Annotated in this window: 25 protein-coding genes; 13 read left to right on the top strand and 12 right to left on the bottom strand. The window is 39.4% G+C overall.

The genetic code is table 11. From position 1 onward, the window contains the following. The first annotated feature begins 7 nt into the window (after positions 1–7). Positions 8–841, top strand: coding sequence for a translation elongation factor Ts (gene tsf, locus ACST15_RS08720; RefSeq protein WP_109322234.1), 834 nt, complete (start codon positions 8–10; stop codon positions 839–841). On the opposite strand, the gene ACST15_RS08715 is transcribed toward tsf, so the two are convergent. Further along, the gene (locus ACST15_RS08715; RefSeq protein ID WP_459454267.1) at positions 812–1,105 is read right to left on the bottom strand and encodes a hypothetical protein; all 294 of its coding nucleotides are present in this window, start codon (positions 1,103–1,105) and stop codon (positions 812–814) included. The two genes, tsf and ACST15_RS08715, sit on opposite strands and share 30 nt — an antisense overlap. A gap of 327 nt (positions 1,106–1,432) precedes the next feature. Between ACST15_RS08715 and murD the strand changes: the two genes are divergently transcribed. From murD to ftsA, 6 genes are all read left to right on the top strand, one after another. Next, complete coding sequence (gene murD, locus ACST15_RS08710; RefSeq protein ID WP_459454266.1) at positions 1,433–2,767, top strand: UDP-N-acetylmuramoyl-L-alanine--D-glutamate ligase; 1,335 nt, start codon at positions 1,433–1,435, stop codon at positions 2,765–2,767. Further along, positions 2,757–3,932 carry an FtsW/RodA/SpoVE family cell cycle protein gene (locus ACST15_RS08705; protein ID WP_459454265.1) on the top strand — a complete coding sequence of 392 codons (1,176 nt, stop codon included), beginning with the start codon at positions 2,757–2,759 and terminating at the stop codon, positions 3,930–3,932. The genes murD and ACST15_RS08705 overlap by 11 nt, the downstream gene beginning before the upstream one ends. Next, entirely contained in the window at positions 3,932–5,044 is a 1,113-nt protein-coding gene (murG, locus tag ACST15_RS08700) for an undecaprenyldiphospho-muramoylpentapeptide beta-N-acetylglucosaminyltransferase (protein WP_459454264.1), read from the top strand. The genes ACST15_RS08705 and murG overlap by 1 nt, the downstream gene beginning before the upstream one ends. Then, entirely contained in the window at positions 5,034–6,410 is a 1,377-nt protein-coding gene (gene murC, locus ACST15_RS08695) for a UDP-N-acetylmuramate--L-alanine ligase (RefSeq protein WP_459454263.1), read from the top strand. The genes murG and murC overlap by 11 nt, the downstream gene beginning before the upstream one ends. A gap of 21 nt (positions 6,411–6,431) precedes the next feature. Beyond that, entirely contained in the window at positions 6,432–7,223 is a 792-nt protein-coding gene (locus ACST15_RS08690) for a cell division protein FtsQ/DivIB (protein ID WP_459454262.1), read from the top strand. Positions 7,224–7,289: 66 nt separating this feature from the next. Then, on the top strand, positions 7,290–8,615 hold the full coding sequence (gene ftsA / locus ACST15_RS08685; RefSeq protein ID WP_459454261.1) for a cell division protein FtsA: 1,326 nt from the start codon (positions 7,290–7,292) through the stop codon (positions 8,613–8,615). Between the two features lie 122 nt (positions 8,616–8,737). On the opposite strand, the gene lpcA is transcribed toward ftsA, so the two are convergent. From lpcA to prmC, 5 genes are all read right to left on the bottom strand, one after another. Continuing rightward, complete coding sequence (lpcA, locus tag ACST15_RS08680; RefSeq protein ID WP_459454260.1) at positions 8,738–9,328, bottom strand: D-sedoheptulose 7-phosphate isomerase; 591 nt, start codon at positions 9,326–9,328, stop codon at positions 8,738–8,740. An 8-nt stretch (positions 9,329–9,336) separates the two neighbouring features. Then, entirely contained in the window at positions 9,337–10,074 is a 738-nt protein-coding gene (locus ACST15_RS08675) for a TPM domain-containing protein (protein ID WP_459454259.1), read from the bottom strand. A gap of 25 nt (positions 10,075–10,099) precedes the next feature. Beyond that, on the bottom strand, positions 10,100–10,525 hold the full coding sequence (locus ACST15_RS08670; protein ID WP_459454258.1) for a TPM domain-containing protein: 426 nt from the start codon (positions 10,523–10,525) through the stop codon (positions 10,100–10,102). A 2-nt stretch (positions 10,526–10,527) separates the two neighbouring features. After that, on the bottom strand, positions 10,528–11,121 hold the full coding sequence (locus ACST15_RS08665; protein ID WP_459454257.1) for a LemA family protein: 594 nt from the start codon (positions 11,119–11,121) through the stop codon (positions 10,528–10,530). Between the two features lie 130 nt (positions 11,122–11,251). Next, a complete protein-coding gene (gene prmC, locus ACST15_RS08660) occupies positions 11,252–12,106 on the bottom strand; it encodes a peptide chain release factor N(5)-glutamine methyltransferase (RefSeq protein WP_459454256.1) in 855 nt (284 codons plus the stop codon). 166 nt (positions 12,107–12,272) lie between these two features. Between prmC and ACST15_RS08655 the strand changes: the two genes are divergently transcribed. Genes ACST15_RS08655 through ACST15_RS08645 form a run of 3 tightly spaced genes read left to right on the top strand, consistent with a single transcriptional unit; the run spans position 12,273 to position 15,659 of the window. Next, positions 12,273–12,842, top strand: coding sequence for a gluconate 2-dehydrogenase subunit 3 family protein (locus ACST15_RS08655; RefSeq protein ID WP_459454357.1), 570 nt, complete (start codon positions 12,273–12,275; stop codon positions 12,840–12,842). Positions 12,843–12,866: 24 nt separating this feature from the next. After that, the gene (locus ACST15_RS08650) at positions 12,867–14,579 is read left to right on the top strand and encodes a GMC oxidoreductase (RefSeq protein ID WP_459454255.1); all 1,713 of its coding nucleotides are present in this window, start codon (positions 12,867–12,869) and stop codon (positions 14,577–14,579) included. A gap of 57 nt (positions 14,580–14,636) precedes the next feature. After that, positions 14,637–15,659, top strand: a complete 1,023-nt coding sequence (locus ACST15_RS08645) for an SMP-30/gluconolactonase/LRE family protein (protein ID WP_459454254.1) — start codon at positions 14,637–14,639, stop codon at positions 15,657–15,659. Positions 15,660–15,726: 67 nt separating this feature from the next. Here the strand turns inward: ACST15_RS08645 and ACST15_RS08640 are convergent, their stop codons facing one another. Together ACST15_RS08640 and ACST15_RS08635 are read right to left on the bottom strand one after the other, a co-directional pair. Then, positions 15,727–16,614: a peptidase associated/transthyretin-like domain-containing protein gene (locus ACST15_RS08640; protein WP_459454253.1), complete on the bottom strand. Its 888-nt coding sequence runs from the start codon at positions 16,612–16,614 to the stop codon at positions 15,727–15,729. Between the two features lie 417 nt (positions 16,615–17,031). Further along, positions 17,032–17,736, bottom strand: coding sequence for a 3-keto-disaccharide hydrolase (locus ACST15_RS08635; protein ID WP_459454252.1), 705 nt, complete (start codon positions 17,734–17,736; stop codon positions 17,032–17,034). A 143-nt stretch (positions 17,737–17,879) separates the two neighbouring features. On the opposite strand from ACST15_RS08635, the gene rimO reads away from it, so the two are divergent. Continuing rightward, positions 17,880–19,205 carry a 30S ribosomal protein S12 methylthiotransferase RimO gene (gene rimO / locus ACST15_RS08630; RefSeq protein WP_459454251.1) on the top strand — a complete coding sequence of 442 codons (1,326 nt, stop codon included), beginning with the start codon at positions 17,880–17,882 and terminating at the stop codon, positions 19,203–19,205. Here rimO and ACST15_RS08625 read toward each other — a convergent pair. Both ACST15_RS08625 and rpmB read right to left on the bottom strand, forming a co-directional pair. Then, positions 19,202–20,305, bottom strand: coding sequence for a ThiF family adenylyltransferase (locus tag ACST15_RS08625; RefSeq protein ID WP_459454250.1), 1,104 nt, complete (start codon positions 20,303–20,305; stop codon positions 19,202–19,204). The two genes, rimO and ACST15_RS08625, sit on opposite strands and share 4 nt — an antisense overlap. Before the next feature lie 62 nt (positions 20,306–20,367). Next, on the bottom strand, positions 20,368–20,607 hold the full coding sequence (gene rpmB, locus ACST15_RS08620) for a 50S ribosomal protein L28 (RefSeq protein ID WP_459454249.1): 240 nt from the start codon (positions 20,605–20,607) through the stop codon (positions 20,368–20,370). Positions 20,608–20,757: 150 nt separating this feature from the next. On the opposite strand from rpmB, the gene ACST15_RS08615 reads away from it, so the two are divergent. After that, positions 20,758–21,876 (top strand): endonuclease/exonuclease/phosphatase family protein, encoded by a 1,119-nt coding sequence (locus ACST15_RS08615; RefSeq protein ID WP_459454248.1) that lies wholly within the window; start codon positions 20,758–20,760, stop codon positions 21,874–21,876. On the opposite strand, the gene ACST15_RS08610 is transcribed toward ACST15_RS08615, so the two are convergent. Further along, complete coding sequence (locus ACST15_RS08610; protein ID WP_459454247.1) at positions 21,873–23,138, bottom strand: retropepsin-like aspartic protease; 1,266 nt, start codon at positions 23,136–23,138, stop codon at positions 21,873–21,875. The genes ACST15_RS08615 and ACST15_RS08610 overlap by 4 nt on opposite strands. A 53-nt stretch (positions 23,139–23,191) precedes the next feature. Here ACST15_RS08610 and ACST15_RS08605 point away from each other — a divergent pair, with 53 nt between their 5' ends. Further along, positions 23,192–24,520 carry an APC family permease gene (locus ACST15_RS08605; protein WP_459454246.1) on the top strand — a complete coding sequence of 443 codons (1,329 nt, stop codon included), beginning with the start codon at positions 23,192–23,194 and terminating at the stop codon, positions 24,518–24,520. Here ACST15_RS08605 and ACST15_RS08600 read toward each other — a convergent pair. Next, a complete protein-coding gene (locus tag ACST15_RS08600; RefSeq protein ID WP_459454245.1) occupies positions 24,517–25,716 on the bottom strand; it encodes a D-alanyl-D-alanine carboxypeptidase in 1,200 nt (399 codons plus the stop codon). The two genes, ACST15_RS08605 and ACST15_RS08600, sit on opposite strands and share 4 nt — an antisense overlap. Positions 25,717–25,722 lie beyond the last annotated feature (6 nt).

Raw genomic sequence — 25,722 nt, 5'->3', positions numbered from 1 at the left:
TCATAAAATGTCAATTACAGCCGCAGACGTTAATAAATTACGCCAAATGACTGGCGCCGGAATGATGGATTGCAAAAAAGCTTTGACGGAAGCCGATGGTGATTTCGAAGCAGCAATCGATATTCTTCGTAAAGCAGGTCAGAAGGTAGCAGCAAAACGTGCTGAAAACGCAACCAACGAGGGAGTAGTACTCGTAGCTCTTTCAGCCGATCATTCAAATGGTAAATTAATCGCTCTTGCTTGCGAAACTGAACCAGTTTCAAAAGTAGCCGATTTCAATAACTTAGCTCAAAGCATTCTAGAAGCTGCTGTGAAATCACACGCTCCTAGTGCTTCTGCTCTTTTAGCTGAACCACTTTCAGACGGTCGTTCAGTAGAAGGTCACATCATTGAATTAACAGGTAAAATTGGTGAGAAAATCACTTTAGCTGCCTACGAAAACATTGATGCAGAGAAAGTTGTATCTTATATCCACTCCAACAACAAAATCGGTGTTTTAGTAGCATTCGAAGGTGTTGAGGGAACAGATGTGACAGAAGTAGGTAAAGATATCGCGATGCAAATCACTGCGATGAAGCCAGTAGCTTTAGATAAAGATGGTGTTGATGCGGAAACGATTCAACGTGAAATCGAAATCGGAAAAGATCAAGCTCGTCAAGAAGGTAAGCCTGAAGCGATGTTAGAGAAAATTGCAGTTGGTAAATTAGAGAAGTTCTACAAAGAATCTACTTTATTGAACCAACAATTCGTGAAAGATTCATCGATCAATATTCGTCAGTTGTTAGAGCAAACTCAGAAAGGTTTGACGATCTCAACTTTCAAACGTGTGGCTTTGGCTTAATTTCCAATCCACCGAAAGTAAAAAAGACCAGCTGAAAAGTTGGTCTTTTTTTTGCCCATTAGATTTTTTAACTCTGTGTAAATGAACATCTTCAATTCCTCGAAGTGTGTAAACACGCTTTCGCATCATCCCAGTTTCAATTAAGCGAAAATATCGTTCATTAGCCGCATTGAATTTACGGAATGATTCTACCCGTTGCCTTTTGGCATCATGCTTTTCATTTAATATTTCAAATTGAAATACAATACTTCCTTCAAATCTCATAGCGGTTATATTGATTATCGGTTTGGACAAAAAAATGAAAATTATTTAACGGAATATAGTCTGTCAATAAATCATAATAATCGCGAATTAAATTTCTTAATTGAACGTCGAAAGCAAAATCTACCATTTTACCTAAAATTCCCTTCATTTGAAATCAACTTTAGCATTTCAGTACTTAATATCAACTACTTGATATTTGGTAATCTTATTTCCGAAAAAACATAATCTCTAATTTTTATAAAAGTGGTGATTTCTCATTTTCATTAGTCCAAGACATTTTCTAACTTGTATTAGTTTATATCTTTTGTTTTCCATTTTTTTAAGCAAATGTCAAAAATTGTAGTCCTAGGCGGGGGTGAAAGTGGCGTTGGGGCTGCCTTGTTGGCCAAACATCAAGGCTTCGAGGTCTTTTTATCCGATCAAGGACAATTAAAACCCGAATACCAACAAAACCTATTGGACGCGCAAATTCCTTTTGAACAAGGAAGCCATACCATGGAAAAAGTGCTGGAAGCTGATGAAATAATCATCAGCCCAGGAATACCCGAAAAAAGCCCTATCGTCAAAGAAATTAAGCAAAAAAACATTTCTCTTATTTCAGAAATAGAATTTGCATCACGGTATACACAGGCCAAAATCATTGCTATTACCGGTAGCAATGGAAAGACAACCACCACCCTATTAACCTACCATTTATTAAAAGAAGCAGGATATCGAGTAGGTCTGGCTGGTAATATCGGCCATAGTTTTGCTAAACAAGTCATGGAAAATCAACATGACTATTATGTATTAGAAATTTCTTCTTTTCAACTTGATCGCTGCTTCCATTTTGCTCCTGATGTAGCCGTATTATTAAACATCACCCCCGATCATTTAGATAGGTACGATTACCAATTCGAAAATTATATTCAATCGAAATTTCGCATTTTTCAAAATGCTACCTCCCATAATACGTGCATCTTTTGGTCAGGTGATCCCGTACTTTTGTCGCACGCTAGCTCTTTACCCCATCAAGCAAAGCTAAGAACCATTAGTTTTGATGATTCTAAGGCCGACATGCTGATCCAAAATAATCAATTGAAGGGTTCTTCCCAATTCCACTTAAACCTGGAGGATGCCCCTTTGAATGGCCCACATAATGCCATCAATATGTCAGCAGCAATTTTGGCAGCAGAAGCTGTTGGAATTAGTGCAGAGTCTATTCATAGGGCACTTAAAACCTTTGAAAACGCCCCGCACCGACTAGAACCCTGTGGTACTTGGAATGGAGTACAATTCATTAATGATTCCAAAGCCACGAATGTGGACGCCGTTTTTTATGCCTTAAATAGTTTCAAACAACCCATCATTCTACTCATTGGAGGTGTTGATAAAGGCAATGAATATGAAGTCTTGGATGATTTAGTTAAAGAGAAGGTAAAAGGTATTATCTGCCTAGGTACAGATAACAAAAAACTAGAATCCCATTTTGGGCCTATTTGTTCTTCCATCTTTTCAACAGACAATTTAGAGATAGCTGTCAAAAAAAGTATGGAGTGGGGACAAGCTGGAGATGTAGTATTGCTCTCTCCTGCCTGCGCTAGTTTTGACTTATTTAAAAACTACGAGGATCGTGGAAATCATTTTAAAGCCATGGTAAAAATGCTCAACGATGGAAAATAGAATCTCTGAATTCATCAAGTCTAAATTAGCTGGAGATTACCAAATATGGTTCATCGTATTTGTCCTAAATGCCTTTGGCTTGCTCATACAGTTTTCTGCCAAAGGCCGTATGGTGATGATGAATCCGATGGACCCTATCATGAGCTTTATTAAGTCTTTCGTGATCTTAATATTCTCATTCATCATGATGTCGTGGTTCTCTCGGCAAAACTATTTGAAATTTGCGCAATACAGTCATTTAGCACTTATCTTTTCCTGGATGCTCATCCTAGTTGCCTTTATTTTTGGAGAAAGTAAAGGAGGAGCAAGTCGCTGGTTGGAGATTGGACCTATTTCTTTTATGCCCTCAGACATGGCTAAATTATGTTTGATAGGTAGTTTAGCAAAAGACTTTTCAACCCGACAATCTAATCCTGAGGCATATAATTGGCAGTTTTTCCTTTGGTTATTAATTAAAATTGGAATCACCTGCTTCTTGATCATGTTATCAAACTTTTCAACAAGCATTTTGATATTCCTGACTAGTATCATCCTAATGATTTTTGGTCGGGTTCCATGGAAACAAATTGGTTACATCATTGCCTCCGTCGCTATTTTGGCTAGCTTGGTCGTTACCCTTGAAATAGGCCAAAGAGCAAAAACCGTAAAAGCAAGGATTACAAATTTTAGAAATCGAGTAGGAAAACAGGATAGTAAATCCATTGACAAAAAAGACGAAGATTACCAGCTATACCGAAGTTATTATGCCATTGCCACGGGAGCATTAAGCCCCAAAGGACCTGGTAGAAGTCAGCAACGTTACTTCCTTTCACAGGCAGAATCCGATTTTGTCTATGCCATTATAGTAGAGGAATATGGTATCGTCGTGGCCATTTTAATCCCAATCTTTTTCCTCTGGCTCATGTACCGAGGGGCGAATGCCGTCCGGCATAGTGGTAAACCATTTGGTGGATTACTATCGGCAGGACTCACTTTTTCCATCGTTTTTCAAGCCTTTATCAATATGCTGGTTGCTGTAGGTGCAGGTCCTGTAACAGGACAGCCTATGCCCATGGTGTCAGCAGGTGGTACTTCACTGATATTTACAGCCATTAGTATTGGTCTCATTCTTTCAGTAAGTAGAGATAAAGAGCAAGAAACCAAAGATCTTAAAACTATTATTTAGTGAAACCAAAAAGAATCATCATTTCAGGGGGTGGCACTGGTGGACATATCTATCCAGCCATAGCCATAGCTTCAGCCATCCAAGAAATGGCACCCAATAGTGAATTTCTATTTGTAGGTGCCGAGGGAAAAATGGAAATGGAGAAAGTGCCTAAAGCTGGTTTTAACATTGTTGGGCTTCCTATCGTTGGCATCAACCGTCAGCACATGATGAAAAACCTGCTTTTCCCCTTTAAATTAATCAAAAGTCTATCCAAAGCATTTTCTATATTAAATGAGTTCAAGCCTGATTTGGCTGTGGGAGTTGGTGGATACGCATCGGGCCCCATGTTACTAGCTGCTTGGGTTAAAGGTGTCCCATTTGTCATCCAAGAACAAAACTCTTTTGCAGGAATTACCAATAAATTTTTGAGTTCCAAAGCCCAACAAATCTTTGTGGCCTACCCCAATATGGAAAAATTCTTCCCCAAAGAGAAAATTCAATATTTAGGTAATCCTGTTCGAAAAGACTTGATCGATCAAGCCGGTAAAAAAGAAAAAGCCATCAAGCATTTTGGCCTAAACCCAAAAATGCCTTGCATTTTAATCATTGGAGGAAGCCAAGGAGCTAGAAGCATCAATTTAGCTATCCAAGCCGGATTAGAAAAATTAGCCCAATCTCAGGTGCAAATTATTTGGCAAACCGGTATACCTTTTGAAAAAGAAGCCATAGCCTCCGTAGAAAAGGAAAAAGACCTAAGCGCTTTTGTGTCGGCATTTATCTATGAAATGGATTTGGCTTATGCTGCTGCCGACTTAGTGATTTCCCGAGCAGGCGCTCTTTCCGTGTCAGAAATTTGCTTGGTAGGAAAAGCCAGTATCTTAGTTCCGTTACCGAGTGCCGCTGAAGATCATCAAACCCAAAATGCCCATAGCCTAGTATCCGAGGGTGCTGCCATATTAGTCAAAGATGGAGATGCCCAACAGACATTAATCGATGAGGCCATTAAAAGCTTACAAAACAAAGAGCTCATCGCTCAAATTGAAAAACAAAGTAAATCCATGGCTAAACCGATGGCCGCACAAGATATAGCTACGAACATTTTAGCCTTGCTTACCCTACATGAAAAGTAATATTCAACTGAAAGATTTAACTTATGTCTATTTCCTAGGTATAGGGGGTATCGGTATGTCGGCCATTGCCCGCTGGTTTTTACATAATGGATTTCCAGTGGCAGGATACGATAAAACAGAAAGCCCATTGACCAAAACCCTTAGTCAGGAAGGCATGAATATCCATTATACGGATGATGTTAACTGTATTCCCGCTGAAATTCTGGCGGATACAGCACATAGTCTTTTCATTTATACACCAGCAATTCCGGCTGATCATGTTGAAAAAAACTATTTGCTTAGCTTAGGCATTCCGCTATTTAAAAGATCTGAAATATTAGGCTGGATTACACAACAAATTCCAACCTTAGCTGTGGCAGGGACACATGGTAAAACCACGACTTCTTCCCTATTGACACATTTACTTATTCATGCCAATAAAAATGTGACCGCCTTTTTAGGTGGAATTACACAAAATTATGGGACGAACTTTATTCCCAATAAAGACAAAGAAAATATCATTTGTGTGGTAGAGGCCGATGAGTACGATCGTTCATTTTTAACCTTACACCCTTATGCGGCCGTAGTTACCTCCACCGATGCTGACCATTTGGATATTTATGGAGCCTCAGAACAAGTGGTAGAATCTTTTCAATTATTTGTTAGCCAAATTCAGGACCAAGGTTTTTTTATTCAAAAAGTAGGCTTAGGTTTAGTATCCCAACAAAAAAATGCCACTTTTGGAATAGATTCAGGTGATTTCCAGGCAATTAATATACGTATTCAAGCACATCGCATGGTGTTTGATATGCTATATCCTGGGGGTGAAATTAAAGATATTCCGATGCGTATTCCAGGTTTTCATAACATTGAAAATGCTTTAGCAGCGGCTGCCCTTGCCATGCAAGTGGGATTGACAGGGGAAGAAATTAAAGCAGGTATTGCTAGCTTCAAAGGTGTAAAAAGAAGGTTTGAATACCATGTTGAATCCGAGGATCATGTCATGATTGATGACTATGCACACCATCCAACTGAAATAGCCGCTTGCTTGAATTCCGTACGGGCTTTATATCCCAATGAGAAAATAGTGGCTGTTTTTCAACCACATTTATTTTCCAGAACTAGGGATTTTTTAGATGATTTTGCACAAAGTCTTTCCTTAGCAGATGAATTATATTTATTGGACATTTATCCAGCCAGAGAACTTCCCATTCCGGGAGTCACTTCTGAAAAATTATTGGAAATTGTCCAGTTAGAACATAAACAATGCATTAGCAAAGAAGCTTTAAAACAAGTCATTAAAGTCAAAAAGCCCCGACTATTAGTCACCATGGGTGCAGGAGATATTGATTTACTTTTGGCCGATTTAAAAGACTCATTACAATAAAATTAAAAAAAAACTCATTACATGGCTCTATTAAACACAAGTAAGTGGGCACTAATCAAACGATTAATCAGCTTAATCATCTTGTTGAGCATGGGCGTAGCAGCCGTTATCTATTCTGATTTATCTTACAACGATATCAAATGCACGGGCATCGTGGTTAAGTTAGATTCTGAAAATGAAAGACCGCTTCTAGCTAAAAAAGATATCAATAATGTTGTCACTGAGCAAGGTACTAGGTACTATGTAGGCAAGTATCTTCAAAATATTTCCTTACATCAAATGGAAGAGCGAGTCAAACGCATTCCTTTGGTAAAATCCTGTGAAGCGCACTATGACTTTTCGGGCAAAATCATCATTTCTGTCAAAGAATATAGCCCCATTGCACGTATCCTAAGAAGCACCGTCAGTGAATCTGAATTGAGCGACCAATATGTCACCCAAGATGGTAAATTCATTGGTACTAGTCCACTTTTCACCCCCCGAATCCTCGTCGTTTCAGGTCCTTTTTTCAAAAAGAATCGAAAAAACCTAAGTGACGCGAAAGGAAAACATTTGGTAGCACTATTTGAATTCATCAATAACAATGAATTTTGGAGAGCCCAAATTTCACAATTGGAAGTTGCGGAAGATGGTGGTGTTGTGATGATTCCTACCTTAGGTATCACGCGGGTCGACTTTGGTTTGCCTATCAATGTGGAGACAAAATTCAAAAAACTAGCCCTGTTTTATAAGAAGATAATTCCAAACAAAGGCTGGAATACTTATCGCTGGGTACGCTTAAAATATAAGAATCAGGTTATTTGCGATTATTAGTCAAAATAGCTATTTTTAAACCTTTATGGCTTCCTGTTAAGCTAGAGTAATCTTCAATAACAAATTATGCGGAACGATTTAATCATCGGATTAGACATTGGTAGCTCCTTCGTAAGAGCTGTAGCTGGCAGACAAAATGCCACTGGTAAATTAGAGATCATTGCATCAGGTAAAGCCAGTACGGTTGGAAACATTTTACGAGGAGAGATTGTCAATATTCATAAAACTACTGCAGCTATTGCAGAGGCGCTTAAAAAAATCTCTGGTGCCTTGGAAGGCAAGAATACCGATTATTATTTTGCATCGAATTTGTCAGGAAGTCATATTGGTGTTCAGCCCTATTCTAGCACGAAAATCCGGAAGAATCCGCGCGAGGCTGTATCACTTCAGGAGGTTTATGCCTTGATTGAAGAGGCTAAAAAACCCATCACAGAGAAAAATCCTTGTATTTTACATACGCTACCCATCGGTTTTAAAGTAGATAATTTACCTACTACCCTAGACCCTGTTGGACAAATTGGTCAGAAAATCCAAGCCGACTTCATGGTAGTTACGGCGAATCCTGATAAATATGGTTTATTGGTACAATGCTTAGAAGCAGCTGAATCTGACCACCTCAAAAAGGGAAATGTTTATTTTAGTCCAATAGCTGCATCGACAGCCGTATTAAGTCCAGAAGAAAAAGAAGAAGGAGTTATCTTGGTAGATATCGGAAGTGGCACCACTGAAATCAGTGTATACCAAAACAAAAGATTGGTACAAGCCAGCATTCTAAATTGGGGTGGAGATAGGTTGACCGAAGACATTAGAATTGGATTGAATGTATCATTGGAAAATGCAGAAGCATTAAAAACTACCTTTGGCTCAGCTGTAAGTAAATTAATTGATATCAATGAAGTAGTAATGATTCCAGGTATTGCGGGGCGTAAACCTAGCCCGGTATCAGTTAAAAACTTAGCCATCATTTTAGAAGAGCGCCTAAAAGAATTGGCCGCTAAAATTGTAGCTGAAATCAGTAAAGTTGGCGATCCTCAGGCCTTCAAAAGTGGCATTGTGCTTTGCGGTGGTGGAGCTCAATTACCCGACATTGCTGAGTTATTCCAAAAATTGACCGATTTAGAATGCCGCATTGGTGTTCCTATGGTGGTACAAAACTCACAGGCATCGGAAGAAATACTTGATCCATCCTTTGCTACCGCCATTGGTTTAGTACAAGTTTATTACGAACAATTAGACCAAGCTATTCCAACAAAAGAGCAAGAACCTGCTATCATTGGTGGAGATGGTCCAAAAGACCCCGGTAAAGTTGGAGACAAACCAGGTATAAAAACTATATTCTCCCGTGTAGTAGATGTACTCATGGGTAGCAATGAAGCAGAAGGAGAATACTAATTACTTTAAAATAAATATAAAAAGGCCCCAATGAATTTGGGGCCTTTTTTTTGATTAAACCCTACATGGGCATAACGTAAAAGCCCTAGCTTACATCCTAAGGCTGCTAACTAGGTAAAGGGTTATTGTCTTCCAAACAGGTGATATTCCACCAATTGAATCATAATATGAATGACCTTGATGTGAATTTCTTGAATACGGTCAGCAAAACCTTCGTGCTCAACACGAATTTCTACATCTCCTAAACCTGCCAATTTCCCACCATCTTTTCCAGTGAGTAATATCACCTTCATTCCTTTTTGTTTAGCAGCTGTTACTGCTTCTATGATACTGGCTGAGTTTCCACTTGTGGATATTCCTACTAATACATCCCCTGCTTGTCCTAAACCTTCTATAAATCGGGAAAAAACAAAATTGTAACCAAAATCATTACTCACACAAGTTATATGAGATGGATCTGAAATTGCCATGGCTGCTAAAGCAGGGCGGTTTTCCCGATAACGCCCAGATAATTCTTCGGCAAAATGCATGGCATCACAGTGGCTACCCCCATTTCCACAGGAAATGATTTTATGACCCTCTTTAAGGGCCTCCACTAAAACCTGAGCCACAGCCTCAATGGCCTGTATTTGTTTTGGATTATTTACAAATCGCTCTAAAACCGACTGAGATTCCTTTAATGAATTCTGTATTAATTGTTGTACCATGCTCATAACTTCTGTTAAAAATCTCCGCCTGCGCCACCGCCACCAAAATCTCCACCTCCGAATCCCCCAAAATCGAATCCACCGCCTCCGCTGTTTCCACCGAATCCGCCTCCCGAATGACCTCCTCCTAAGAAGATGGGTGGAAAAAACATTCCTCCACCGTGGGAACCAGGACCGGACCCTCCTCCTCTATTTTTGATGGCCCGAATGATGGTGATGATGATAAAGAATATGACAATAATAAAGACTAATGGGATTCCTTTTTCACCTTCTCCATTCCCATCAGATTGAAAGGTACCACTAGCCCTTTGCATCATTTCTGTGGTAGCAGCATCAATACCGCCAAAATAATTCCCCTGCTTTAAGGCAGGTTTTAAAATCCGATTGATAATCCTTTTACATATAGCATCAGGCAAGACCGATTCTAAACCTCGGCCTGTAACAATCCTAATTTTCCTAGTTTCTGAGGCAATCAGTAAGACTAGACCATTATTTTTACCCTTTTGACCAACTCCCCATGCCTTGCCTATTTCCATGGCATAATCATAAGGATCGGTATTGCCGGTGGTAGGAACAATCACTATCTCCAATTGAGTGGATGTGCTATCCGCATAGCCCCTCAATTTTTGTTCTAAGTTTTGCTTTTCTTCTGGACTTAATTTATTGGACAAATCCAGCACATAACCATTTGGCTTTTCTGGAATGCCAGTTTGTGCCAAAAGTAAAGGCATAGACAGGCCTAGGAAAGCCATGCCCAAGATAAAAACTCGTATTATATTAAGCCCCAAAGGACAACTCATCCGTGAGCTCATTGATATCGTCTTTTTGGTAAGGGAAATACATGGTCAGAACTTCGCCAATTCGACGAATCCCCCAAGCTAATCCTGCTCCTATTTCATTTTTGGCCAAATAAGGCCTCATTTCATCGCGTATGGTTTCCCAAAACTCAGGGTTTACATGGGCATCAATCCCTTTATCCCCAATGATGGCATATTTACGATCTTTGATGGCTAAGTAAACCAAAACCCCATTTTGTAAATCGGTTTGGTTCATGCCTAATTGATAGAAGAGCACCTTGGATCGTTCGATCGGGCGCCCTTCACAATGACTCTCTATGTGCACACGTATTTCACCAGAAGTTCCTAATTCAGCTTCTTTAATTGCTTTTAAAATCTCCGCTTGCTGTTCCTGGCTTATGTGCATCCTTATTTCTTCTCGTCAAAATTTACTTCTGGAGCTTTGTCAGAACCGGCCTCTGCTTGGAAATATCCTTTCTCAGTAAATCCAGAGAAAGATGCAATCAAATTATTCGGAAACGTAACCACCTTACTGTTATAAGACTTAACCGATTCATTAAAACGATCTCTTTCTTCCTTAATGCGGTTTTCTGTTCCTTCCAATTGAGCCTGTAATTCAGAGAAATTCTCAGTAGCTTTCAATTGAGGATAATTCTCAGCAACAACCATTAAACGAGATAATGCTCCCCCTAAGGATGATTGTGCTGCTTGGTATTTCTGCAAATTTTCAGGACTTAAATCCTTGGCATCCAATTTCATTTGTGTGGCACTAGCACGTGCTTGAATGACATCCGTCAATGTTGATTTCTCAAAATTGGCAACTCCCTGTACTGTTTTAACTAAGTTTGGAATCAAATCAGCACGACGCTGATATGCCGATTGTACATTGGCCCATGACCCTTTTACTTCTTGGTCACTGGTAGCTAATCCATTACGCACTCCGACCCCCCAAAAAATCACAAGAGCAATGACGCCCAAAGCAATCCAAAGTTTTCTGTTCATTGTTGATATTGTTTTAAAATTTTTGCTCTGCAAAGGTATACAAATTACTATCTGTCCTTTGCAAATTTCCATTAAAATGCTTTTTAAAGGATAAATGTTCCATTTCCCTGACAAATGTAAGATTACTTATTTAAATGTCCTTCTGAGCTATAACAAAACGATCTTTTCCATGAAAATCTTGTTTCAATTCCACTTGCTTCCAGTTTTTATTTTCAAAAAGCGCTTTAGTTTCCTTACCCAAGGCCTGGTTAATCTCCAATAGAATCCAACCATCCTTTCGCAGATGTTTACAAGCCATGCTTTCCAATACTTCATAAAAAATCAATGGATTGGAATCAAGCACAAAAAGAGCTAAGCCGGGTTCATAGTCCTTTACATGCTTTTCCATGTGCTCGGCCTCCTGAAACATGACATAAGGAGGATTGGAAACAATCATATCCCAAATTTCAGCATCGTTTCGCGTGGACCATTGAAACACATCTTGTAAGTCTATTTGTACTTGCGCACCAAGCGATTGGGCATTAAGCTGTGCCTGTTGCTGTGCTTCTTGAGATATTTCCCACGCAGACACTTGAGCATGAGGAGCTTCTAATGCAATAGAAATAGCCACGCAGCCCGAGCCAGTACCCACATCTAAGACTTTAAAATCGGTTTTTTGTTGGGGTATTTTTTCCAAGGCATTATCCACCAATTCCTCCGTTTCTGGCCTTGGAATTAGTGTATGAGGATTTAATCCAAATAATCGATCTCGAAACCAAGCTTTACCCAAGACATATTGAAAAGGTTCATGCTGAGTTAATCTAGCCAAGGATTCTTCCCAATGCGGGACCTCTTCCACTTCTTTTCCCATCAAGCAATCCAAGCGAGACGCACCCGTACTCATTTCTACCATCAAATAGGCAATAGCGTCTACTTCTTGGGCTGAATATAAAGGCTGTATGGCTGACTGAACTTGACGAACTAAATCAGCGGCTAAAATGGGCATATACAAGTTTTATGGCCACAATTTACGCAATATTTTTTTTAGAAATGACCTCCAATACCCACTAGTAATTTTGCTATAATTGTATATATTTGAAATCAGTATGGAAAAAATTGAATTATTTCAATGCAATAACCTTGAATCCTTATAAATTAATCTGAATATGAACATTAACCGTAGAGAAGCTGTACAGCGTGTGGTCATGTTAATGGGTGGTGTTGTTTCTGCCCCTGCCATGGCTGGACTGCGAGGAGAAAAGTTAAACCATGGGGCATTTGTTAGTGTAAGCGCTGATCAAGAGTCTTTATTGGCGGAAGTGGCCGATGTAATCATTCCTAACACTGGAACCCCAGGAGCCAAAGCGGCAGGTGTGGAGAAATTCATTGTTCGTGTGGTACGTGATTGTTATCCTAAAGAAGATCAAGAGCATTTTTATGCTGGATTAGCCAAATTAGATGCCAATTGTCAAGCTAAAACGGGAAAATCATTCACACAAGCTAGTGCCGTAGAAAAGAAAGAAGCCTTGACAAGTATCATGCTAGAATCTGATGCTGAAAGAACAGCCAATAAAGGTAAAAAAGCACCTATTCCTTTCTTTTTTATGATGAAAGAATTAACCACTACAGGTTATTTTACATCAGAAATCGGTGCTACTAAGGCTTTGGAATACCTACCAATCCCAGGTAAATTCGATGGATGTATGCCATTAGCTCCAGGACAAAAAACTTGGGCACTTTAATTTTCATGTCAAGACTAGAATAAAATGAACTTAAATATAGATTCAATCAAAAATCAAACTTACGATGCCATCATCGTAGGATCGGGTGTTTCTGGTGGATATGCTGCCAAAGAATTAACGGAAAAAGGTTTGCGCGTCTTGGTACTAGATCGTGGTAAGCAAATGGAGCACATAACAGGATATACCCCTAGCTATAAAGATCCTTGGGATTTTAAATACAATGGTTTGTTAACCAATGAACAAAAAGCCTCTCACCCCAAATTAGCTCGTGATTATCCTTACAATGAGATGACGGAAACCTATTGGTTCAATGATTCCGACTCCATGTACAAGGAAGAAAAACGTTTTGACTGGTTCCGTCCCAATATCGTCGGAGGAAAATCCATCATGTGGGGACGCCAAACCTATCGTTTAAGTGATATCGATTTCGAGGCAAATTTAAAAGATGGCATTGCCGTGGATTGGCCTATTCGTTACAAAGACATTGCGCCTTGGTATTCTTATGTGGAGAAGCACGTGGGAATTTCTGGGGAAGCATTAGGATTACCTCAATTGCCCGATTCGGAATTTTTAAAACCGATGGACATGTATTGCGTGGAAAAAGAGGTAAGAAAACGTATTGAGAAAAACTTTCCTGGAAGACACATGACGATAGGTCGTGTGGCAAACTTATCTGAAGCCAAGCAAGCTCAGTTAGGCATTGGACGTAGTGCATGTCAATACCGCAATAAGTGCCGCTTAGGATGCCCTTATGGAGCTTACTTCAGTTCTCAATCTTGTACCCTACCTCCTGCTGCCAAAACAGGCTTAATGACGCTTCGTCCAGATTCTCTAGTTTCTGAGATCTTATATGATGAACAAAAACAAAAAGCCAAAGGGGTTCGAGTAATTGACACGGTTACCAAAGATGTACGTGAATATTATGCTAAAATCATTTTTGTTTGCGGTTCTACGGTTAGTACGACTGCCCTATTATTGAACTCCAAATCTCGTCGTTTCCCGAATGGTTTCGGAAATGATTCTGGAGAATTAGGACATAACTTAATGGATCACCACTTCAAAATTGGTGCTAGCGGTGTTTGGGAAGGAGATGAAGACAAATATTACATCGGTCGTCGTGCTAATGGTATCTACATTCCTCGTTACCGAAATATTGGAAACGATAAGCGTGATTACTTACGTGGATTCGGATACCAAGGAAGTGGTTCACGTCAAGGATGGAACCGTGGCGTGGGTGATCTAAACTTTGGTATTGATTACAAAGAATCCATGACAAAACCAGGTCCATGGATGATGGGATTAAGTGGTTTTGGTGAGACTTTACCATACCATGAAAACAAAATGTACTTAGATCCGAATACAAAGGATAAATGGGGATTACCGGTAGTGGTATTTGATGCAGAATTCAAGGAAAACGAGAAGAAAATGCGTAAAGATATCATGGAAGATGCCCGTGAAATGTTAGAAAGTGCTGGTTTGAAAAACGTCAGAGCATTTGATAATGGTTCTTATCCGGGTATGGCTATTCACGAAATGGGAACTGCCCGCATGGGTCGTGATCCAAAAACTTCCGTTTTGAATGGCAATAATCAAGTACATGCTGTTAAAAATGTCTTTGTCACTGATGGTGCTTCGATGACTTCGGCATCTTGTGTGAATCCTTCCTTAACCTATATGGCATTAACAGCCCGTGCGGCCGATTTTGCAGTGAAAGAATTGAAAAAACGTAATTTATAAGTTGAGTTTTTCTTTGAAATGTGGACTTACAGAGTCCACATTTTTTTTCTCAAGACCATGAAAAAAAATATCTTTTACCTCTTTTGCTGTTTAACAAGCGGCCTTTTTAGCATGAATGCACAGGAAAAAAGCTATCCTACCATTGGAAAGATTCATCGATTGGATCCTGCTTTGGATAAATTACTGGATATTAATTCACCCATCGAAATTTTAGGGACAGGCTATACTTGGTCTGAAGGTCCTGTTTGGGTCAAAAAAGGAAATTATTTGTTGTTTTCAGATGTTCCTGAGAATGTAATCCATAAATGGGCGCCAGGAAAGGATGTCGAAGTATTTTTAAAACCATCGGGCTATACGGGAAGCGTACCCTATTCGGAAGAACCGGGAGCCAATGGATTAATCATCAACAAAAAAGGAAATTTAGTTTCTTGTGAGCATGGCGATCGTAGAATTGCCGAGATGCCTTTGGACAATCCTGCCAAAAAGAAAACCTTGGCGCATTTGTTTGAGGGGAAAAAACTGAATAGCCCCAATGATTTAGTACAACATAGTTCGGGAGATTATTATTTTACCGATCCCCCTTATGGATTACCTGGAAGAGGAAAAGATGAACCAGCGAAGGAACTCCCATTTCAAGGTGTTTATCGCTTGAATAAAAAGGGTGAATTGAGCTTGCAAGTTAAAGACATGACGCGTCCAAATGGATTGGCATTTAGTCCGGATGAGAAAATATTGTATGTAGGACAATCGGACCCGAAGGGTTTAATTTGGAAGGCATTCCCCGTTGACAAAGACGGTAATTTAGGAGAGGGAAAAATCTTTTTTGATGGAGCAGAACTAGCTAAAAATGGCTGGAGAGGTGCACCCGATGGATTTAAGGTCGACAAAGAAGGCAATTTATGGGCCACAGGTCCCGGAGGTGTATTGATTATTAGTCCTGCAGGTAAATTATTAGGAAGAATAGAGGCGGGCAGTGCCACCGCCAATGTCGCCTTTGGAGAAGATGGCTCTACCCTATTTATCACGGCCGACATGAACTTGTTACGCGTCAGAACGAAGACCAAAGGAATGGGCTGGTAGGAAATTATAAATGATACAATTAATAATAAAGGCTTGGGAGAATTCTCAAGCCTTTATTATTACCCATTTATTGCACCGTCAAACGTATCATGGGATTCAAAAATTTACTTTTATCAGGTAACTGGTATCTGGGAAGATAATCTCCATTAAAATGCCAGTTACTAAAATCATCCTTCACAAAACCCAAATATTGGTTCCCAAAATCCCCCATTCCAAGAACTTGACCCGGGTATTTACCTTTTGTGAGAATTAATTCAGCGGATACAACATATTCAAAATTTAGCCACTCCATCGCTAAAAGGCATCCTCCTTCTGGAACGTAAATATCATATTGGCTAATATCAAATTCGTTCCAGCCCTGCTGGGTGGCTCGAACAATGATACTTTCATGGCTTAACTCTTGATCTGGCTTACCCTGTTTGATGGAATATATCCTGATCCGAAATGGATATCTTGGATTTCCCCCAAGTGCCAAATAAAAATGAGCCTTGAGCATTTTACGACCTATCAATTTCTCATCATTCAAAAGTAATCCATATTGAGACCCTACCCCTCCCCATTGTTGTAACGACCCTGTTTTTTTAGGTTTCTTGCTTGTATAAGGTTTATTAATAGACAAAACTCGAAACTCTGGTAAAATGATAGATTTAACTGGTAAATAAATCAATAATTCCCCCTTGACTTTCGATTTATCTACAATTACCAAAGTATCCTGAAAACCAATAGACCGAATCTTGATGGTATCTACAGCTTGTTGTATGGGTAAGGTAAACCTTCCCTGCTCATCGCTATGAAAACCTTGCTTCCTACTTTCAAATAATATAGAGGCAAAAGAAACAACAGAACTATCGGCCTGACTAAGTATTTGGATTGGATGATTCTGTGCATGAGACCTTAGGCTGGTCAAGAGTAAAACAACAAACATCAGGTATGTTCTTAAGTTGTATATCTTCATCCCAAATGGATCATTTTTGAATTCCTAAAATTGAAGAAATTAAGGAGAAGAAAACTTGCGATAGAGCAAGAAAACTCCGCTGTTCGACATGTTCTGCAGGGTCATGTCGAACGACAAATACAAGGGATTTATCATCCCATCCTATAATAATTTAAACTCCGCTGTTCGACATGTTCTGCAGGGTCATGTCGAACGACAAATACAAGGGATTTATAATCCCATCCTATAGCCTCCACGTGGATAATAGCAAATCGAGAATTCTTTTCATCAACAATTCGAAATGCCTTTCTGAACATGTCGAATAGCTGCTTGGCGGTTAATCAATAAAACTCCATAGCTTTTAAAATTCAATCAACTGATTATCCATAAAAAAAGGCCTGAGATTACTCTCAGGCCTTTACCATCCATCAATATTAACTACAATTTCTTAATCTTGATATTTCTATACCAAACTGGGTTACCATGATCTTGCAAACAAATGCGACCTTTCATGTTCACACCAAAACCTGGCATATTTTTAAACTTAGATCCTGCAATCATCTTTTTCCAGTTCTCATCGTCATAACGCGTTTCTACCACTTTCGCTCCATTAAGGTATAATTGCAATAAACCGCGGTTATTCACAATGCGTGCTGTATTCCATTCACCTACTGGTTTAGCGGTTTCAACCGAAGAATGAATTAAATCATATAAATCCCCTGCACGGTGATTGAATATCTTCCCATCTGGATGGCCGTCGCTATCCAAAACCTGCATTTCAGGACCTGTATTATAGGAACTACGGTATTTTGGATCTTCTGTGACATTGAAAATAATACCACTATTACCCTTGGGCGAAATCTTCCAATCGACCGAAAAATCATAATTTTCAAATTCCTCATCCGTTGTTAAATCCCCTCCATCTTTTTTACTTACATCAAATCCTATCTCGCCATTACTAACTGTCCATGAAGCACCTACGGTACCTGGTTTATTGTAGCCATGCCATCCTTTTAACGTTGTACCATCAAATAATAACTGATAACCTTCTTTCTTCTCTTTGTTAGTCAATGTATTAGCCTTCTGTGCGAATGCGGCTATCCCCATCGCTACTAAAGAGCAGGTTAAGATAAATTTTTTCATAATTAACATTTAGATTTTGTGAACTGCAATACTATAAAAAGAATCTAAAATTTGTATCCCGAAAAGAAAAAATTACACAAAAAAGGTAAAAATCGAGGTTTCGTTCTTTCTTCGTAAATTGCATGTTCATTTAATCATGCTTCATGAAAACTAAAGTTGTCGCCAAACCTTCCATCAATATCATTACCCTAGGTTGTTCCAAAAACCTGGTCGACTCGGAAGTGCTATTTACCCAACTAAAAGGAAATGGTTTGGAAGTGACCCATGAAGCCAAAAAAGATAAAGCCAATATCGTTGTCATCAATACCTGCGGCTTCATTGATAATGCCAAACAAGAATCCATTGACACTATTTTACGCTATGCAGATGCTAAAGAAGCAGGTAAAATAGATAAATTATATGTCACAGGTTGTCTTTCTCATCGCTACAAGGATGATTTAGAAAGAGAAATTCCATTGGTGGACTCCTTCTTTGGAACCAATGAATTACCTCGTTTATTGAAAGCACTAAAAGCAGATTATAAGCATGAATTAGTAGGCGAACGTCTTTTAACCACACCAGCTCATTATGCTTATTTAAAAATTGCAGAAGGATGCGACCGCCCTTGCTCTTTCTGTGCCATTCCTTTGATGCGTGGTAACCACGTTTCAAGGCCTATGGAAGAACTGGTCAAAGAAGCTAATTCATTGGCTAAGAAGGGAACCAAAGAGCTTATCTTGATTGCTCAAGACCTAACTTTTTATGGCTTAGATTTCAAAGAAGCAGGTAGCTCAAGTGGACGAAAACTAAAGGAATTATTGGAACGGCTTTCCGATGTCAATGGCATTGAATGGATACGCTTACAATATGCCTACCCTGCTGGATTCCCGGTAGAAATTTTACAAACGATGGCTGAAAGGGACAACATTTGTAAATATTTAGATATGCCACTTCAAAGTGGTTCTGATGCCGTTTTAAAACGTATGCGCCGTGGTATTACCCGCGAAAAAACAGAAGCTTTGATTGAAACCATCCGAGAAACGGTTCCAGGTATAGCCCTAAGAACCACGCTAATTTCGGGTTATCCGGGAGAAACAGATGCTGATTTTGAAGAAAGCTATTCCTTCGTAGAACGCATGCGTTTCGATCGTTTGGGAATTTTCAATTACAGTCATGAAGAAAATACACACGCATTTTCTGTTCAAGATGATGTCCCAGAAGAAGTAAAGCAAGAGCGTTCGGATGAAATCATGGCATTGCAACAAGGTATTTCAGAGGAATTAAATCAAGCACGTGTTGGCAATACCTACAAGGTGATGATTGACCGTAAAGAAAGCGGCTATTTCGTAGGACGTACTGAATTTGATTCTCCAGAAGTAGACAATGAGGTTTTGATTCCTGCTGAGCAATATGCTCGTTTAGGGGATTTTGTTCAGGTTAAAATAGACCGTGCTGAGGAATTTGATTTATACGGGACTATCGTTTCTTAATATCGAGGAATATCAGGATCAATTCTTCTAGACCAAGCATCGATTCCTCCTGCTAAATTATAGAGCTGCTTGAAACCTGCCTCTTGTTGTAAGTATACAATGACGCTGGCTGATCGCATCCCGTGGTGGCAAAGTACCAATCCCTTTGATGCTTTAGGTAAATCAGCCAATTTACCTGGAATTTCATTCATGGGGATATGAATCGCTCCTTCTATTCGCGCAAAATCCCATTCATCTTCTTCACGTACGTCCAATAAATAATCAATCTGACCTGATTGCCATAGGGAAAATGCCTCCTCAGGACTTAATTCACGGACGGTTCGACTATCCTCGGTGATTGGAAAAATCTTTTCTTCAGCCAATGGATCTCTTTCCAAGGCAAAAAAATGACTGCGCATTTCTTGTGCATCCCAAGTCATCAAGGCCCCTTGGGCGGGAGATTCCATACCCGCTAAACAAAAAATGGCCTCCTTGGCTTGCATGATTCCCAAAATTCCCGGTAAAAAACCTAAAACACCCGCTTCATCACAAGTCGGAATTTCATTAGGCCCAGGTTCCTGGGGAAAGAAACAACGGTAGGTGGGACTCATTTTTCCCGATGACAAGCGCATATTACAAACACTTAAATGTCCCTCCCAGGTATGAATGGCAGCGTAAATAAAGGGTTTTCCTAAGGCCACACAGTAATCATTGATTAAATACCGAGTCTTAAAATTATCGGTACAATCAATCACCAAATCCACAGATTGGATAAGCAACTCGGCATTATCTTCGTGTAATTGCTGGGCAATAGCCTGAACTTGAATGCTCGGATTTAGCCCTTTCACATAGGCCTCCGCTCGAATTGCTTTGAACTCCCCGATGTCGGCCTGCTGATAAATGACCTGTCGACCTAGATTGGACAAATCAACAGTATCGCCATCAATGATGGTTATTTTTCCTATGCCAGCCGCTGCCAAATAGGGTAAAGCCCCACTGGCTAAGCCACCAGCACCCACCACCAATACCTTAGCCTTGGCTAAAGCGAGCTGCTGTGCTTCTCCCCAATCAGCCATTTTAAGCTGTTTTTGATAACGAATGAAGTCCTCTGATGTAAGCATAGGCAACAAAAAAAGCCTCTTTGATTTTCAAAGAGGCTCTAATTTCGTAAAAAATTTACAATCTATACAGTTAAAGTTCCTTTACGTGCAGAAGCAATTAAAGTCTTTTCGAAACCATTCTTATTGATGGTACGAATTGCCTTAGCGCTTACTTTCATACGTACCCAAACACCTTCAGATTCTAAAAAGAATTTCTTTGTCTGTAAATTTGGGAAAAACTTACGCTTGGTCTTATTGTTAGCGTGAGAAACATTGTTTCCTACTCTTGTTCTCTTTCCAGTTAGTTGACAAACCTTTGCCATAATATTTGCTTTTTATTTGAGACTCGCTCTTGAATTATATTTGTTATCAAATCGGATGGCAAAAGTACTCATAATTTTATAAAATTGCAATCCCCTTTCTAAAATTTATAAAATATCTCTCCCATTATTATTCAATTGCTATCTTTGAGTATGGGTAAGCGTAAAACCACCGAATCTCTTCCTAAGAAAATAATATCCTCCATCATCTGGTTAGGCACTTTACCCTTGTGTTTATACACCTTATTAACCTATTTACTTAGTTATTCATTAATTGTTGATCATTGGCTTGCTGGATTCATCATGATGAGCATGCCCGTGGCCCAAATTCTTTGTTTTGTATCGCTTATATATTGGATATTTCAACGTGCCAAAAGAGCGCTATTACCTTTAACTGTTTTGGTATTAGGCTATAGTTTCATTCAAAGGAGTATTGCCATCAATAACCCTAAGGAAAGTTTAGAAAAGCCAATCAAGGTTTTAAATTATAATGTCTACGGGATGTATTCCAATGCCTATGAGGCCAATGAAGAAAATGTAGAAAAATTAAAAAAATTCATGCTCGACTGCGAAGCTGATATCAAGTGTTTTCAGGAATTCTATTCCAATGCCGACCGGCCAGCTTATAAAAGTATCAGTATGATGAAGCAACAATACCCTCATTATGCCATACAAGCTTTAAAGAAAGAAATTTTTGATGCCAATGAAAAAATGGGTTTAGCCATATTCTCTAAGTACCCCATCATTCACCAAGAGGGCCAACAGTTTAAAAACTCGGCCAATGGTTTTCTTTTTGTAGATTTAGTTAAGGGGAAAGACACCATTCGCGTCATTAATTTACAATTATGGTCCATGGGAATTCGCGTTGGAAAAGTCACGGGAAAAATCCGAGACCAAGATTATGAAGATGCTAAAAAAGAAGGAAGGGGTATCATAGCTTCACTAAAAAAAGGATTCATCCGTCATAAAGAGGAAATTAGCCAAATCAACCGCATCATTCAGCAAAGCCCTTATCCCGTTTTAGTTACTGGCGACTTAAACGAAACTCCTTATGGCTGGGCATATGGTACTCTCAGGGAAAGAATGGATAATGCTTTTGAAAGTGCTGGAAGGGGATTTGGTTTTACACTGAATCGGAGTCCTTACATGGTCCGTATTGATAACCAATTTTTCTCTAAGGAATTTGAGATTCTTCAATTTACCACTTTAAGAAAAATCACCTATTCAGACCACTTTCCTATCGTAGCCAGCTACGTCATTAAGAAAAACTAAAATAATCTTTTGAGGGTAATTTCCTTCAAGTGAACCTCGGTTCCTCGCTTGATTAAAAATATTACCTTATCTCCGACCTTGGTTTGAAGAATTCGATTTAATTCATCTAACCTATACTCAGTAGCTCGGCGATTATTCACCATCCAAATTTCATCTCCTGCCCTAAAATCTACATCATCCGCTGGTGACCCTTCTTGGACAGATTCTACTTTAAAGCGTTTAAATTCTGGAGATATGGCTACTATGGTTAGGCCTGATAGTCCTTCCTCAAATGGACGGTTCAACCGAGAAGCAATCGGTTTGAAAACCACATAATTATTTAAATAATGAAAAGTCAATTTAAACCTTCGCAAAAATTCCCCTCCGATACTTCCCGATACCGTAGATTTTCCCTGCATTTGTTTGACTTGATACGATAGGGAATCTGGAAAAGAACTAACCACATCCTTCCATTTCCAAGGACCTAAACCCACTTGATTGATTCTTCCCAAATGGCCCAGAATGATACCATTCAATCCCTTCCCTAGTTGAAATTGATGTTTCGACAAATGAAATTTCGTTGTATCTCCTGTTTGACCTTCTATGGAAAAAGCATGTCCTGCACCGGAGTCTATTAACAATAAATCAGACGTGGTATTTCGATTATTCGTCAAATTAACCCCTTGGATATAGGGTTTATTATCTAAAATGGTGATGGGAAATTTCAAGCCTTTTCCTGGCCGGTATGTATAATTACCCACATGACGTAGCTCTACCTTCCTATTTAAATAATCGATGGTTACTACCAAATTATTAAATACATCGGCCCCTATTATTCCGTGAATTTTGGTTCCAACAAAACTGGACAAATCCAAAACATCCGAATCTAAAAATATGATGCTTTGTCGGTTCGCTTGCGCCTCTCCCAATCCTATCTTCACATCTATAACGATATTGGCAGAAATAGACTCCCCCATCCCTACCCCATTCACTCGAATTTTACGAACAGATTTTAAACCCAATTTTTTGGCGACCTCCGGATCAGATAAAATAGTAGTCCCTACTCCTGTATCTAAAATAAACTTTAAGGTATCAGAACCATTGATGACAAGGGGTACAATGACCAAATTAGAATATAGGTCAAAGGGTATATAAACGGTTTTTTTTGATTTTTTCCAATGGAAACTAATATACTCTTCCTTCACTACTTTGGGCTTTTGAGCGAAAAGAGCAGTAGATATGAGTAATAGAACACACAGCTTTATAAAAAGCAGCTTTTTCATTCAATGTAAGGTAAGCCTTGCAATAACCTAAATTTATTTATTTTTGTTCAATTATGTCGAAAAAAAAGGCAACAAATCAACTTTGGAAGGTTTTAGGTACGGGCTTTGGTGTGGCGGTAACCTTAGGTGGCACCGTTGGAACAGGGATACTCCGTAAACCAGGCCCCATTGCTGACCAATTGGCCCATCCATATTTAATCATTGGCTTATGGCTCTTAGTAGCTCTATATGCCTTATTAGGAATCAGTACCGTCTTGGAGTTAAGTTTATCTATTCCTAAAGCAGGTGCTTGGTATGGCTATGCTGAAAGAGCCTTTGGCCGATACATTGGTTTTCTAGTGGGAATTAGCTCTTGGCTTGGGACTGTCACTGCCCTTGCCTTTGGATCATATACCTTCAGTGAATATGTCGGCATATTATTTCCATTTTTTCAACATCAAGAAAATTTTGTGGCCGTAGGCACTTTGCTGTTACTTTGGTTTTTCCATCAATTAGGCGTAGTTATGGCTGGAAAATCCCAAGAATGGTTATCTGGCATCAAAGCGGTTGCACTGGTGGGCTTCATACTTCTTTGTTTTATTTATGGTTCTGGAGGCATGTGGCATCAGGATCAGGCAGCAGCTAAACCTAGTTTACCTATTTGGTCGGGTATCATGACGGCCTTACTTTCCATTTTTTATGCTTTTGATGGTTGGCACACCGCCGCATATTTCACTGAAGAAAATGCCGACCCCGTGAAAAGCATGCCCAAATCCATGTATATCGGCGTCATTTCTGTTGCAAGTATCTATTTGCTCATCAACGTAGCCATCTTGTATGTACTTCCACTAGAAGATGTTCGACACTCCAAATTGGCCGCGGCAGATGCCATCACCCTGCTTTTTGGGGCTCATACAGGTCAATGGATAACCGCATTTTTGGCTTTAAGTATATTTGGAATTCTGAATACCCAGGTGATGTTTGCCCCTCGTGTACTTTTTTCCATGAGTCGGGACGGACTTTTCTGGAAAAAGGCAAGTGAAGTAAACGCAGTCGGTAGTCCCAGTTTTGCTACTCATTTAACCGTAGCCATGTCCTGTTTACTTTTATTGGCTGGAAAAAATTTAAATGAAAGACTTTCTGACATCGCCACATTTTTCTTTGTAGCCAGTTATTTGTCAGGCTTTTCATCACTGATTCAATTAAGAAAAAAGGAACCACAATTGCATCGTCCCTACCGTGCATGGGCATATCCCCTAGTGCCGGGAATGTTATTAATTATTTCAGCTTTATTTTTACTTGGGACGCTTGCTCAAAATCCAAGTAGTGGAATATATGTGGCTCTGTTTATTCTGGCCACCTACCTGATTTATCGAAATTTATTCCAGGAAAAAAGCCCTTAGCGGAGCACATTCAAAAATTCTAAAATTTGTTTTTTATTGACTGTCACCGACTGATTGGCCAAATTAGTCATGATGGTAAACAAATACAGCTTTCCTTTGGCATTTTGATAGTAGCCAGACAGGTTGTAGGTATTTCCAAAAGAGCCTGACTTGGCCCAAGCATGGGATTGAGGATTATCCAATTTCATGGATTTTAAGGTGCCTGATTTTCCTAATTCAGGTAAAAGGATTTGCCATTGGGCCGCTGGCAATTTATTTTTCAAATGCTCCAAAACGAGCATCATATCTTTGGGCCGAAATAAATTATAGCGCGATAGTCCAGAACCATCCACCCATTTCACTTCCTTCAAAAACTCAAATCCAGGCTCTTGAACTAATTTACCTAGGATGTTAGCCGTAGGGCCATTCCATCCTCTTTGAGCCCCCATCAGGTAAATCAATTGCTCTCCAATCATGTTATCACTATAATGCAATAAGGGTAGCAATAAACTATCCAACTTTCCTGCATAATGAATTTTTGAGTTTGCTGCATCTGGTTTCGCTATGCGATATGTAATAGGTTTATGTAAGGTGTCGGATAACAACCGGGCAGTTAAAACAGGTGAAGTCAAATAAGGTATGGTCACTTGTTTGGGGGAAGATTGGGCAGTGGGGATAGGTAATCGAAATTGATTGGTATTTCTATCCCTTGAGGCGTTCTTTTCTGTAGTTAGGCTAATACTAGACTGAAAAAACGAAGGATGGACTTTCCAGGTATTTCCCAAATTGGTGAAATGAGCTAAGTTTTCATAAAGTGGTAAACTAGAAATTTCTGCAGCATAATAATCTTGATAATCATCCCAAGCCCAGCCTGCCCCTTGCGGCAATAAGAATGAAGGATCATCAGCATAGACTAAATTTTTGTTTGAATGTTGTAAAAAATTAAATAAAGCTGTCCCCTTTAATCTAGCATGAAGCGTTGAGGGGTCTCCAGTGCCCCAAAAATATAAGCTGTCTCCTTTTTCTTGAAAACGAAAAGCCGGAACAGAATCAGGCAAAATAGTTTTGGCCATCAATAAGGTCAACAATTTGACATTAGAGGCTGGCATAAAATATTGTTCAGCTCGTTGAGAAAAAACTACCTTACCCGATGATTCCTGAATTAGGATTCCTGTATGAAATTTAGCTAAGCCAGATTTCACAAATGCTTGTTTCATCTTAGC

Source organism: Aquirufa sp. Wall-65K1, from assembly GCF_054558475.1.
This window is presented reverse-complemented; position numbering and strand designations above follow the sequence as displayed.

Coding starts and splice junctions, on each gene's coding strand:
- ACST15_RS08675 (WP_459454259.1), bottom strand. CDS start 10,074: ATGGCTTTCCTAGGCCTGTCTATGCCTTTACTTTTGGCACAAACTGGC.
- ACST15_RS08645 (WP_459454254.1), top strand. CDS start 14,637: ATGAAAAAAAATATCTTTTACCTCTTTTGCTGTTTAACAAGCGGCCTT.
- ACST15_RS08650 (WP_459454255.1), top strand. CDS start 12,867: ATGAACTTAAATATAGATTCAATCAAAAATCAAACTTACGATGCCATC.
- ACST15_RS08705 (WP_459454265.1), top strand. CDS start 2,757: ATGGAAAATAGAATCTCTGAATTCATCAAGTCTAAATTAGCTGGAGAT.
- ACST15_RS08605 (WP_459454246.1), top strand. CDS start 23,192: ATGTCGAAAAAAAAGGCAACAAATCAACTTTGGAAGGTTTTAGGTACG.
- ACST15_RS08635 (WP_459454252.1), bottom strand. CDS start 17,736: ATGAAAAAATTTATCTTAACCTGCTCTTTAGTAGCGATGGGGATAGCC.
- ACST15_RS08600 (WP_459454245.1), bottom strand. CDS start 25,716: ATGAAACAAGCATTTGTGAAATCTGGCTTAGCTAAATTTCATACAGGA.
- ACST15_RS08610 (WP_459454247.1), bottom strand. CDS start 23,138: ATGAAAAAGCTGCTTTTTATAAAGCTGTGTGTTCTATTACTCATATCT.
- rpmB (WP_459454249.1), bottom strand. CDS start 20,607: ATGGCAAAGGTTTGTCAACTAACTGGAAAGAGAACAAGAGTAGGAAAC.
- ACST15_RS08625 (WP_459454250.1), bottom strand. CDS start 20,305: ATGCTTACATCAGAGGACTTCATTCGTTATCAAAAACAGCTTAAAATG.
- rimO (WP_459454251.1), top strand. CDS start 17,880: ATGAAAACTAAAGTTGTCGCCAAACCTTCCATCAATATCATTACCCTA.
- ACST15_RS08640 (WP_459454253.1), bottom strand. CDS start 16,614: ATGAAGATATACAACTTAAGAACATACCTGATGTTTGTTGTTTTACTC.
- murD (WP_459454266.1), top strand. CDS start 1,433: ATGTCAAAAATTGTAGTCCTAGGCGGGGGTGAAAGTGGCGTTGGGGCT.
- tsf (WP_109322234.1), top strand. CDS start 8: ATGTCAATTACAGCCGCAGACGTTAATAAATTACGCCAAATGACTGGC.
- ACST15_RS08615 (WP_459454248.1), top strand. CDS start 20,758: ATGGGTAAGCGTAAAACCACCGAATCTCTTCCTAAGAAAATAATATCC.
- ACST15_RS08665 (WP_459454257.1), bottom strand. CDS start 11,121: ATGAACAGAAAACTTTGGATTGCTTTGGGCGTCATTGCTCTTGTGATT.
- murC (WP_459454263.1), top strand. CDS start 5,034: ATGAAAAGTAATATTCAACTGAAAGATTTAACTTATGTCTATTTCCTA.
- ACST15_RS08715 (WP_459454267.1), bottom strand. CDS start 1,105: ATGAGATTTGAAGGAAGTATTGTATTTCAATTTGAAATATTAAATGAA.
- ACST15_RS08690 (WP_459454262.1), top strand. CDS start 6,432: ATGGCTCTATTAAACACAAGTAAGTGGGCACTAATCAAACGATTAATC.
- prmC (WP_459454256.1), bottom strand. CDS start 12,106: ATGCCCATTTTAGCCGCTGATTTAGTTCGTCAAGTTCAGTCAGCCATA.
- ftsA (WP_459454261.1), top strand. CDS start 7,290: ATGCGGAACGATTTAATCATCGGATTAGACATTGGTAGCTCCTTCGTA.
- lpcA (WP_459454260.1), bottom strand. CDS start 9,328: ATGAGCATGGTACAACAATTAATACAGAATTCATTAAAGGAATCTCAG.
- ACST15_RS08670 (WP_459454258.1), bottom strand. CDS start 10,525: ATGCACATAAGCCAGGAACAGCAAGCGGAGATTTTAAAAGCAATTAAA.